At 51.7% G+C, this 11932-nt stretch carries 9 protein-coding genes; all 9 read right to left on the bottom strand.

What is annotated here, in order from left to right; genetic code table 11:
• Nucleotides 1-1821, bottom strand: a 1821-nt coding sequence (locus tag ACPLUI_RS05690) for a DUF2357 domain-containing protein (RefSeq protein WP_424659308.1), incomplete at its 3' end; no start/stop codon positions are given.
• Nucleotides 1796-3568 (bottom strand): McrB family protein, encoded by a 1773-nt coding sequence (locus ACPLUI_RS05685; RefSeq protein WP_424659307.1) that lies wholly within the window; start codon nt 3566-3568, stop codon nt 1796-1798. The genes ACPLUI_RS05690 and ACPLUI_RS05685, both read right to left, overlap by 26 nt.
• A gap of 239 nt (nt 3569-3807) precedes the next feature.
• On the bottom strand, nt 3808-5214 hold the full coding sequence (locus ACPLUI_RS05680; RefSeq protein WP_424659306.1) for an amidase: 1407 nt from the start codon (nt 5212-5214) through the stop codon (nt 3808-3810).
• On the bottom strand, nt 5211-5390 hold the full coding sequence (locus tag ACPLUI_RS05675; RefSeq protein WP_424659305.1) for a hypothetical protein: 180 nt from the start codon (nt 5388-5390) through the stop codon (nt 5211-5213). The genes ACPLUI_RS05680 and ACPLUI_RS05675 overlap by 4 nt, the downstream gene beginning before the upstream one ends.
• Nucleotides 5391-5664: 274 nt before the next feature.
• Nucleotides 5665-7494 carry a glutamine--fructose-6-phosphate transaminase (isomerizing) gene (gene glmS, locus ACPLUI_RS05670; protein WP_424659304.1) on the bottom strand — a complete coding sequence of 610 codons (1830 nt, stop codon included), beginning with the start codon at nt 7492-7494 and terminating at the stop codon, nt 5665-5667.
• A gap of 373 nt (nt 7495-7867) precedes the next feature.
• Nucleotides 7868-9205: a phosphoglucosamine mutase gene (gene glmM / locus ACPLUI_RS05665; protein WP_424659303.1), complete on the bottom strand. Its 1338-nt coding sequence runs from the start codon at nt 9203-9205 to the stop codon at nt 7868-7870.
• Between the two features lie 191 nt (nt 9206-9396).
• Entirely contained in the window at nt 9397-10335 is a 939-nt protein-coding gene (locus tag ACPLUI_RS05660) for a CdaR family protein (RefSeq protein ID WP_424659302.1), read from the bottom strand.
• Nucleotides 10336-10365: 30 nt separating this feature from the next.
• Nucleotides 10366-11187 carry a diadenylate cyclase CdaA gene (gene cdaA, locus ACPLUI_RS05655; RefSeq protein ID WP_424659301.1) on the bottom strand — a complete coding sequence of 274 codons (822 nt, stop codon included), beginning with the start codon at nt 11185-11187 and terminating at the stop codon, nt 10366-10368.
• Nucleotides 11188-11283: 96 nt separating this feature from the next.
• On the bottom strand, nt 11284-11932 hold a 649-nt coding region (locus ACPLUI_RS05650; protein WP_424659300.1), incomplete at its 5' end, for an alpha-isopropylmalate synthase regulatory domain-containing protein.

Here is an 11932-nt window from a genome sequence, read left to right as displayed (position 1 = left end):
TGTGTCCATAATCAATTCATCCAAAAAGCTTTCAACTAAACCGGTCTCCCCTGGAAGAAAAGGTAGCCCCCCGATATTTACCTTTTCAATACTCGAGTAAAAGGCATGTGGTTTACCGTCTGTTATCCCTGCATAGTAACTACCATCCTTGTAAGGGAAAAGAATGTAGGCCCCAAAAACAGTTTTGGCTATTTTCTCACCTCGCGAATAAAGTATAGCATCACGATAACGATGCATGGTATTAATATCGTCCTCTTCAGGTCCTGGTTTGCCATATTTTGAATAATAACTACTACCAGGAAGGGCTGGATTTAAGCGGTATTTGGCGTCAAAAACATATTGGTATTCAACATCTCCATCTTCCTTTTTCAGAGTAAGCATATTGTCGGGCTTTTGGTTAGTGGTAGGTAGCTTTGTATTGTGTAAGTTGTTGTAAGACAAAATAATTTTTTCGTTATTTTGGGGATTTGTGTAATAAATACGAGCCCGTCTTGATGTGTCCAATCTAACTGTTAAGCCCGTATTGTTTACTTTGATTAGATCATGTGTCTCTAATTGGTACCTGTCTCGTAATATAGAGTGTAGTTTAAGAAAGCACCAATACTCATAAAGCTGGGCCAAGTCCTTGACGGAGATATGGAAAATATCGGACTGTAAACACAGCCCTTTAACTAACATTAAATAATACTTATAGACCTCCCGATACCCGGGGGCCATTTGTAAGACCAGTGAGAGATTATCTATCCGGTATAAATCTCCGACATCAACAAGGAAGCTAAACCTCTTCATTTTAGATAACCTATTCCACATAGAATCAGTCATCTCAATTATTTTCTCATCAAAAATACTTGAATCAACAAATGTTCTTCGATATACTCTCTGAAAGTGGCGTAATTTGTTCTGAATCGAGCTAATTACCCATTTGACAAAACGATTCTCAAAGGTATCAAAATCAATTTTCTTCCTAATCTCAAGGATTTTTGTTGGGAAATAGGTGTCGCCACCTACCTTTATTCCTCTCCTGCTTCTCTGCAAAAAAGACTGCTTTTTGACCAACCATTTCAAAGAACTGCCATCAACTCGTCTTACATTTTCACCATGGGTGAGCCTTCTCTCATTGGTGATCATATGATGGGGACAGTTTTCAATCCTTTTCAGTGCTTGATACAGCCTCTCAAAGCAGTACCTAATGATACTAAAAAACTCAGTCAAACCGGGCTTGATGCTCGAAGATGGTTGAGCCAAAAAATATGTGCGTTGAAGAAAATCAAAGGCTAGATTATACAGCTCTGCAGTAACTTCGGTGAGGAGTTGGAAGTAGTCACTACGGTACTCTATCTTCGCGGGGAAAACTTCAATAGTAACCGTCAATAATCTCTTTGAGTTAGCCCAAATCTCCAATTGAGATAAACCAATGTCATTTCTGAAATTGATGTTTCCCGACATTACCTTCGAACGACCGATATAAGCGATGGCTTCACGGATGTGTTTGTTTTCGTGAAAAAATTGCAATCCGCCTTCGGTTCTGTCTTCAATGATCACCTCATAAGTCTGGTTTTCATAAAAACAAGGAAAATAGCGTTCCCCCGGAATGTATAACTTGCTGTTCCCCTCTTCAAAAGGGTCAAAAACCCGAGCCTCAAAATCGATATGGCAAGAGATGAGTAGTTCAGCTGTTATCCACTGCCCAGCATCTGTACGGTGCAAATTCAGAGCATCAACTGTGGGGTGGATGGGTCTTCCCTTGATCGTAAAAACGAAATCTTTAGTTTCAACCTGTAACAATTCATATTGCCTATGCCCAGAAAGATGTAAACCCATCCTCCTCATACCTCCCCAGCATGTAGGCAATCTTTCGGGCACTTCTTGGCCATCTTACTACTGAGATATTTTCTAAGATTTTTTCCGCTTCTTCGGCAGCACCTTCGTCACTTTCTAAGGAAACATTGGTGCATAATTCAAACAGGCCTATTAGAGCTTGGTAAATTTTGCGTGAACTCCCCTGGAGCCGAGGCAGAATCTTTTGAAGAAGCTGCCAATCAAAAGCATTGTCTTTGTCCATTAACCCATATTCCTGGTTATAAATCATATAAAAACTAATCTCATCCCGAACCCGGTAACCAACGTGCAGGTTAGCCGGCTGCAAAATATCGTTGACCTTTATCAAAATGTTTACTACTTCATCTACTATGGCTTTTCTTTCTGGTAGACACTCCCTTAAGACACAGTATTCGCTTTTTAGAACTGAAGAAGGAACTTCTGGGGGAACAAAGGCTTGTCCTTCGAAATGACTCCTCTCTTGATAGCTACCGTAGTTGTCTAAAGCAACCTCAAAGAACTCAATAGTATTAGCCCTGTCTAAGACTTTCTTGCTGAAAGGATGAGTTGTTTCATCCATATTAACCGTACCGACAATATACAGGTTTTCAGGAATGTACAAGCCAGCAAATTCCTTCCGGTCTTCTTGGAAGACAAAGTCGGTTTCCCTAAATATCTTATTAGTCCGTATTTTTCCTTTATCCCACCGCCTGGTCTCCAGAAGACTCAGGAAGTCACTGAAGTAATACTCGACCCGGGCCAAGTTCATTTCATCCAGGCAGACAAAGTACGGGTTGTTAATATCTGAAAGTGCCCGCTGTATGACTCGCGTAAGGACTCCCGGCTGGAACCTGCCTTCCAAATTCCTGTACCCCAGTAAATCGGAACTGTCGTTCCAATCAGGCCTAACGGGAATAAGCTCAAACCTACCGTTATCACTGGTTGCACCCACTGCTTCTGCAAACAGCTCAATTAGCTTTGTTTTTCCCGTACCCGAAATGCCGGCAAGAATGACAAAAGGTTTTGTCTTTAAGCTTAGGAAAAAGTTGAAGAGCAGGTCTTCTTCAAAGAAGAAACCCCTGGCTTTTATATATTCGTAAATACAGTGAATGGCATCGCGATAATTAATTGTGTAACCGGGCTTGCGATCATTGATGGTAACTTCATCCACGTAATTCTTATACACTGAAAGCAAAGAACACAGATCCTTTTCCAGTAAATTGTCATCCGGCAGCTCTTTGGCATGATATTCTTTATAGGCTATTGTACCTTCAACGTATAATTGTCCTAAAGAAGAAACAGTTGCAAGATTGATATCATTTCCGATTCTAAACCCATCTAATGCCCGTAAATCACGTCGTGCCCCGATCTCTCTTGCTTTATCTCTCAATGAACGCCTCGCTTCTACCGTTCCCAAATTTTTAGCTATTTCAGTGACGCCTTGATTTAATGTCAGATAAAGCTTGCTCATATCCTCGGAAAACAAGTAAACAACATAGATCCCCTTTTGTGTTGTATCGGTTATTCTGGAATCCATTAGTGCTAACCACGGTATTTTTGCCCAAGTACCTTTGCCAATAGAACCTTCAACTATAATCCCATCATAAGTAGAGACGCAGGATATACTTTGGACTTTTTCTACCATTTTTTTCATCACATTACCCAAAGGATGACCTTTAATCGGCTCATGCTCTCTAGCATAACTATAATTGTTCATGAACTCTTCGAGTAAAGCCCTCAAACCATTCACCCTTCATTATAGAAGAATAAAATTGCACAAGGTCCTTACATGGGTATCATAACCAGTTCGACAAAACTCAGGTAGAATCCTGCTGAAAAAGGCAGCAACTCGCTGCAGATCCCTGATGTGATAACCAGTGGTAACAAAAAAACAGGGCGAGGTTCCATCCGTTCCTCGCCCGTCCTTGTTTCAATTCAGTTGCGCCACTTTATCTCCCCTGCCCGAATGCTAAAGGGCCATTTTCTGGGTCATTGAATTGGTCTAATATCTTGAAGAGATGACTCCTGCTCATACGCAGCAGCTACCTTTAATATGGTTCCTTCCGCGAAGGGTTTACCGATTATCTGCATGCCTACCGGTAAACCGTCAGAGGAAAGGCCGACAGGAACAGAGATAGACGGAATGCCGGTAAGATTACAGGGGGCGGCCCACACCATGAATTGCATGACCACGTCCTTCGTTTTACCGTTTACATTTACATACCTTTGCCCAATACGGGGTGCTGTAATGGGAACGGTTGGGGCAACCAAAACGTCAACCTGTGTAAATACCCGCCAGAACCCTTCCTGGATTACTCTCCTAGCTCGCTGTGCCTTTACGTACTGGACGGCAGTAATAAGTTCTCCTCCTTGCAATAATAGGCGCACGTCATCACCATAACCGGCAGGGTTACCTACCAGCGTTTCGTGGTGATAAGCAGCTGCCTCAGCTGTAATGGTCACCATTTCGGCAAAAACTGAAAGGGACAATTCGGGAATGAACACATCAATTATTTCTGCACCCAGAGATTCTAACGTTTTAACCGCGGCCCTCACCCGTGATTCAACTTCCGGATCAACATCATCAAAATAATAATTGGATGGTACACCGATTTTCAATCCCTTCACTCCGGACCCCAGTTGAGAGCGGTATGTCTCCACGGGTTTATTTTTTGTGGTTGGGTCTTTGGGATCATACCCCGCTATCACTTCAAGGATAATTGCGACATCCTCGACCCCGCGGGCCATCGGTCCGACATGATCAAGCGACCAGGCCAGCGGAATAACCCCGTATTTGCTGACCCTGCCGAAAGTCGGTTTGAGGCCAACAACACCGCACAACGCCGAAGGAGTGCGGATAGAGCCTCCCGTATCGGTACCAAGAGAAGCAACACAAAGCCCGGCAGAAACCGCCGCCCCGCTCCCTCCACTTGATCCACCGGTAATATGTTCCGTGTTCCACGGGTTGTGAGCATCACCAAAGTGAGGGTTTTCGTTGGTGGCGCCAAACGCATATTCGTGCATATTAAGTTTTCCGGTAAGAATTACCCCAGCATCCAGCAGCTTGTTTACGACCGTAGCATTGTAATCGGGTATAAAGGTTCTGAGTAAGGCTGAACCCCCGGTCGTTTGGATTCCCCTGGTGTAGAACAAGTCTTTTAATGCCATGGGAATACCGTGCAGGGGTCCCTTATAGCCTCCTGCCATGATATCCGCTTCGGCTTGTTTAGCACTGGCCATCGCCATATCACCTAAAACGGTTATGTACGTGTTCAACTTTGGATCTATACTCTCAATGCGGGCAAGAACCGAGGCGGTAAGTTCGACCGGAGATAATTCCTTACTCTTAATCATAGGTGCCAGCTCGGAAATAGTCTTATAGTAAAGCTCTGTCATGCGACTGCCACCTCCGCATCAAACAGCAGGGCGGGAACAACATCAGTCAACTGAAAAAACGTCAGGGGTGCGGAAGCCTCCAACAACCCCATCATTGTCACGGCTATGGCCTGGAGATCCTTGCTGCTTGCATTGATCCCGGACATCATCAGGGCCTGCCTTAAAAAATCCTCCATCAAATCCACTCCCCCGTATATTCATATAATTTTATATATTCGTAAAAGCAGAAACATATCCTGCTAAAATGAGACAGGTTCAAGGGCAAAAGGAAAAAGGGATAAGTAGCGTAAAGCCCTCATTTCTCAAGGCTTCACTACTTATCCCTCCTCTTCCTCACTACTGCTTGAACCTCAATCCTTTTCCCTTTTCCCTACCCAAACGGAACCACTTTTTTCGCATGGGGAAAAAGTATAAAGGAAATATGCATGAAAATCTGTTCTCCCCCGCCCCCTACTCCACCGTCACGCTCTTGGCCAGGTTGCGGGGCTGGTCCACGTCGCAGCCCCGCACCACGGCCATCTGGTAGGCCAGGAGCTGCAGGGGTATCACGGCCAGCACGGGGGCCAGGACGGGATTGGTGGGCGGGATGTAGAGCACGTGGTCGGCCACCTTTTCCAGCTCCTTCTGCCCCTCCATGGCCAGGGCTATGACCGTGGCGTCCCGGGCCTTCACCTCTTTGATGTTGCTTAAGGTCTTTTCAAAGAGGTTCTTCTGCGTGGCCAGGGCGACCACCGGCACGCCCTTTTCAATCAGGGCCAGGGTGCCGTGCTTTAACTCCCCCGCGGCGTAGGCTTCTGCGTGTATATAGGAGATCTCCTTCAGCTTGAGGGAACCTTCCAGGGCTACGGCATGGTCCAGGCCCCGGCCGATGAAGAAAACATCCTCAGCCTTGCCGTACATCCGGGCGAGGTCCTTGATCACCTGGCCGTTATTCAAGATCAGTTCCGCCCTGCTGTCCAGTTGCCTCAATTCTTTAATGATCGCCCGCCTGTCCTCAAGTGTCATGGTGCCCCGTACCGTGGCCAGGTGCAGGGCAATCAGGTACATGGCCACCAGCTGGGTGGTATAGGCTTTCGTGGAGGCTACGGCTATCTCGGGACCGGCCCAGGTATAAAGCACATGGTCGGCTTCCCGGGCAATGGAACTGTCCACCACGTTGGTCACGGCCAGGACCGGCGCACCCAGGCGTTTTGCTTCTCTTAAAGCCGCCAGGGTATCGGCCGTCTCCCCCGACTGGCTGATTACTATCACCAGCGTACCTTCATCGATTATGGGCTGGCGGTAGCGGAATTCGGAAGCGATATCCACCTCCACAGGTATGCGGGCCAGTTGTTCGATTACATACTTGCCCACCAGGCCGGCGTGGTAAGCGGTCCCGCAGGCGGTGATAAATATCTTGCGCAGATTTTTCAGCTTTTCCTCGTCCAGGGCCAGCTCCTTGAGCACCACCGCCGAATCGTCACCGGCCAGCCGGCCTTTCAAGGTATCGCGCAGGGCCCGGGGCTGTTCGTGAATCTCTTTAAGCATGAAATGGGCGAAGCCGTTTTTCTCCGCCTGGGCGGCCTCCCATTTTACCTCAAAGACCCGTTTCTCCACTGGCTTCCCGCACCTGTCAAAAATGCCGACTTCTTCCGGCGTAAGTACGGCCATCTCACCATCGTCCAGAATATATGTGCGCCGTGTATAGGCCAGCAAGGCCGGGATATCTGAAGCCAGGAAATTTTCGCCCTGTCCCAGGCCCACCACCAGGGGGCTGTCCTGGCGCACGGCCACCAGTTTATCCGGCTCGTCAGCAGCCAGCACCACCATGGCATAGGAACCCCGGATGCACTCCACCACCCTACGGACCGCCTCTACCAGATCGCCCCGATAAAATTGCTCCACCAGGTGAGGCAGCACCTCCGTGTCGGTTTCGGAAGCAAACCGGTGGCCCTGCGAGCCAAGCCATTCCCTTAATTCCAGGTAGTTCTCAATGATCCCGTTGTGCACCACGGCGAAACGCCCGGAACAGTCGACGTGAGGGTGGGCATTGGTGTCCGAAGGGCAGCCGTGGGTGGCCCAGCGGGTGTGCCCGATACCGGTACACGCGTGCCCGTTGTAGTCCCGCAAATTTTCCGCCAGGCCGGCCAGCTTGCCCGCCCGCTTGCGCACCTTAACAACTCCACCTTCCAGGACGGCTATGCCGGCTGAATCATAACCGCGGTACTCCAGTTTGGCCAGTCCGTCCAGGAGTATGGGTACGGCCCGCCGGGGACCGATATAACCAACGATACCACACATATGAGAAACCTCCAGATAAAAGGTTATTAATCCAATAATTAGAAATACCGGGACACAGAAAGGCCTCTTTTGCGAAAAAAAACTCCCGGCACCCCCGGCCCTTCTGGAACGGGGTGCTTTCGGTAGAACGGCCTCCTACCCTTATGCCACCGGACACCTTTTGTCCCGGCCGTTGCCGGCCGGTTTTGTAGTGTCGTTTACGGTCGTGGCAAACCGGGGAGCACCCGCCGAAAACTTCGATAAACTCCCTCCTCGTCAACCCGGAACACCCGATAAATCAACTGGCTAACCGGCAATTTCCGGGCTCTGGCGCTTAGTTTTCAGTTGTCCTGGAAGTCGGCCTTTCCCCATCCCCCCTTTCAAAAAACCCCTTTCAAGATGATAACCTGCGGATTACGTCCGCCAGCTCGCCGGCAATAGAGCGCAGGAGCTCCATGTCCCGCCCTTCAACCATCACCCGCACCAGGGGTTCGGTACCCGAAGGGCGCACCAGTATGCGCCCCTGCCCGGCCAGGCGTGCTTCCTGTTCCCGGATAGCCTGCACCAGAACGGGACTGTTCATCACCATCTCCTTATCGGCAACCCGGACGTTTTCCAGCAACTGAGGAAGCTTCTCCATCTGGGCGGCCAGTTCCTGCAGCGTGGCCCCTGTCTCCCGGATGACCTGAAGGAGCTGTAAAGCCGTTAAAATACCGTCTCCGGTGGTGTTGTAATCCAGCATGATGATGTGCCCGCTCTGCTCCCCGCCAAAGGTAGCTCCGGAGCGGAGCAGTTCCTCCAGGACGTACCGGTCCCCGACCCGGGTTTTCAGGACCCGGATACCGCTCTGCTCCAGGGCAAGGTCCAGCCCGAGGTTGCTCATTACCGTGGCCACCACCGTATTCCTGGCCAGCCGGCCCTTCTTCTGGAGGGCACGGGCCAGGATAACCATGATCTGGTCCCCGTCCACCAGGTTGCCCCGGCCGTCCACGGCGATTACCCGGTCGGCATCCCCGTCATGAGCCAGCCCCAAGTGGGCACCGTGCTCCAGCACGGCTTCCTGCAGGGCCTCCGGGTGGGTGGAGCCGCAGCCGGCATTGATATTTACGCCGTCGGGGGTGTTGAAAATGGGAATAACTTCCGCACCCAGCTCCGCAAGCACCCGGGGGGCAATCCGGGAGGCAGCCCCGTTGGCGCAGTCAACCACCACCTTCAAACCGGAAAAGTCACATGACACGGTTTCCTTTAAAAAAGCCACGTAACGGTCCGCAGCATCGGCCACCCGGCAGATCCGGCCCACCCCTGCCCCCACGGGAGCGGGAATGCCGTCCGGACAGGAAACCAGCTGTTCGATTTCCTCTTCCACCTGGTCGGACAGCTTGTAGCCGCTGGCCCCGAAAAACTTGATCCCGTTGTCATCCATGGGGTTGTGGGAAGCGGATATGACCACTCCCCCGGCAGCACCCAGGGCCCTGGTGAGGTAAGCAATGGACGCGGTGGGCATGACCCCCACCCTGAGCACATTGACCCCGGCCGAACATATCCCGGCCGCCAGAGCGGCCTCCAGCATGTCGGAAGAAACGCGCGTATCACACCCCACGACCAGGCTTTCCCCCGGCAAACCCCGGGAGAGGACGTAAGCCCCCGCCCGTCCCAGTTTTAAGGCCAGTTCCGGGGTGAGTTCCCGGTTGGCCACTCCCCGGACGCCGTCGGTGCCAAATATTACTCCCATGGTTAAAGTCTCCTTTCACGCTCGCAGCTCGACAGAGATCATGTCCAAACACTGATAATTATATCTGGGGCCGTTGCAGAGATCAATTTTTTGTCAAAAAGTTTGAGTTCACTAACAATAATATGACGGGGGCGGGTATAAGGTCATCACCCCACCCCTGGTGAAAATCCTGTGGAAAGAGCAACCGCTTTTCACGTCTGGTTTTGCTTTTGCGGAAGTGTTTTTTCCGGCGGGTTTTCCGGCACAGGGGAAAGACGCACTGTAACCCAAACCTGATCGGGTCGCAGGACAACCCCGCCGCCGGGAGCAACCAGGTTGACTTTACGCACCACATTTTCACTGGCCCCACCTATATCCACCGGGACCGTACTTACCCTTTGCAAAGCTGCCAGCGTTTGAGCCGGCGCCGATACCTGCACCGTCCCGGGTTCCGCCCTGACTTCCTCCACCTGGTAACCCGCCGCAGGAGTTCCCCTGACCTGGGGTTCCACCGGTACTTCCTTCTCCGGCATGGCCAGCACGGGAACGGTCACCTTCACCGCAGAAGGGTGCACGATTACCCCCCGGGGCAAACCGGTAAGCACCGCCGATTTTTCCAGAGTTGCCTCAGCACCCTGAACGTCAACGGTCGCCGTTACCCGGGTAACGTTGCCGACCAGCCGTTCCGGCCCTTTCAGGTGTACCAGCGGCGGTTCTACCGTAGCAGCCATAATGCTGTGACCCGGGCCGGGTTCCCCTTTGAAGGTTACTTCCACCGGGACTTCCTTTTCCACTATCCTGTCCACCTGAACCCGCACCCGGGAGGGAGACACCTGAAGTATACGGATACCGGGTGGAGCATTCACATTGACCGTTAATTCGTTTTCCCCGGGCTTTACACCAGAGAGATCCACCACCGCCTGGAAGTCACCCGGCGTAAGGATGGTCAGCTGGCCCCGGCTGCCCTGGGCCCGCACATTTACTGTGGGAGGCATCCCGGTCACCAGGCAACCATCGGGTATCCCCCGTCCCTGCAGGGAGACATTAAACAGCCGTTCATCCACGGGGTTTTGTTCGTTAGTTACGTAAACCCACAGGATCAGGGCCATCAACAGCGAGAGGATTTGCAGCGAAAGATTACGCCAGTTCAAACGGGGCAACAAGGAACACCTCCGGCACTGCTACTGTTTGCGGAACCACAAAAAAGCCAGGGAGCGCCCCCTTTGCGGCTCAAAGGCTCCGGCCAGGCGGTCGGCCAGGGCCGGCTCGTCCAGGTTCCTGGCGAGCACACCCTCCACAGCCAGGGAAATGATCCCCGTCTCTTCGGAAACAATTACCGCCAGGGCATCCGAAACTTCCGTAATGCCAATACCCGCCCGGTGGCGGGTGCCCAATCCCCTGGCCACATCCGGGCTTTCAGTCAGGGGCAGCAGGCAGGCCGCCGATGCCACCCGTTCCCCCCGGATGATCACCGCACCGTCATGCAAGGGGGTGTGGGGTTCAAATATATTGAGCAGCAATTCCGCAGATACCAGGCCGTCAATTTTAATGCCCGTGTCAATGTATTCTTCCAGGCCGGTGGTGCGCTCAAGAACAATCAACGCCCCGGTACGCTGGCGGGAGAGCAGGCTGGCCGCCCGGACCACCTGGCTGATGGTCCGGGAACGGTCAATTTCTCCCGGATAAATGAGCGGGCCGGTGAAAAACCGTCCTCCCCCGAGCTTTTCCAGTGCCCGGCGGAGCTCGGGTTGAAAAACTATGGGCAGGGCCACAACCAGGGCCGTCATGGTCTGGCGCAGCAGCCAGTGAAAGGTATATAAATGCAGCCAGCTGCTAAGGGCCGTGGCCACCATCAACACGGCCAGGCCTTTGAGCAGCTGTACCGCCCGGGTACCTTTAATCAACAGGAATAAACGGTAGAGAACAAAGGCCACGATGAGAATGTCGATGATGCTGGTCAGGTTGAGAAGATCCAGGTTCAGGGCCTTGAGTTGCTCCAGCAACTTCTTTCCCCCTTCGTACCCCCGCTCACGGTTAGTATTGGATTCATGAAGACATTATAATCCTTTTGCAGTTATAAATAAAGGAGCGCCCTCATCTCAAAGAGCGCCTGAATTTTTTCTTCCTTCGTTTTTGAGCACATCGTTTTTGAGAAGCCCGTAGGCGATGCTGTCCACCAGGGCCTGCCAGCTGGCTTCGATGATATTTGTGGATACCCCCACGGTGCCCCAGGACCGCTTCCCGTCTCCGGTTTCAATCAGCACCCGGACCACTGCTGCCGTGCCGTCCTTTTCATCAAGCACGCGTACCTTGTAGTCGGTGAGCTGCATGTGCCGGATGCAGGGGTAGAAAACTTCCAGGGCCTTGCGGAGGGCATTGTCCAGGGCGTTCACCGGACCGTTTCCTTCTGCCGCCGTGTGCACCACCTGATCGCCCACGGTTAGCTTGATGATGGCTTCGGAATACACGGGGCTGTTTTCCTTCAGCTCTATGATCACCCGCAGGCTTTCCAGCTTGAAGGGTTCCCGGTAATCATCGTACGCCCGGCGCAGAAGGAGTTCGAAGGACCCCTCGGCGCCTTCGAACATGTACCCCTGATGCTCCAGTTCCTTAATCTCTTCCAGGAAGCGGCGCGTTTCTTCCCTGCTGGCATCGAGATTGAAGTTGAGCTCATTTAACTTGTAGAACAGGTTGGACAACCCGCTGAGTTCCGACACCAGCACCCGCCGCCGGTTCCCCACCAGCGAT

This window comes from Desulfofundulus sp. (genome assembly GCF_049701015.1).
In the GTDB taxonomy this organism is placed as follows: Bacteria; Bacillota; Desulfotomaculia; order Desulfotomaculales; family Desulfovirgulaceae; genus Desulfofundulus.
This window is presented reverse-complemented; position numbering and strand designations above follow the sequence as displayed.

What these genes read in the sequence shown, in the direction of transcription:
- ACPLUI_RS05680 (WP_424659306.1), bottom strand. Translation starts at nt 5,214, where the DNA reads ATGACAGAGCTTTACTATAAGACTATTTCCGAGCTGGCACCTATGATT.
- ACPLUI_RS05675 (WP_424659305.1), bottom strand. Translation starts at nt 5,390, where the DNA reads ATGGAGGATTTTTTAAGGCAGGCCCTGATGATGTCCGGGATCAATGCA.
- glmS (WP_424659304.1), bottom strand. Translation starts at nt 7,494, where the DNA reads ATGTGTGGTATCGTTGGTTATATCGGTCCCCGGCGGGCCGTACCCATA.
- glmM (WP_424659303.1), bottom strand. Translation starts at nt 9,205, where the DNA reads ATGGGAGTAATATTTGGCACCGACGGCGTCCGGGGAGTGGCCAACCGG.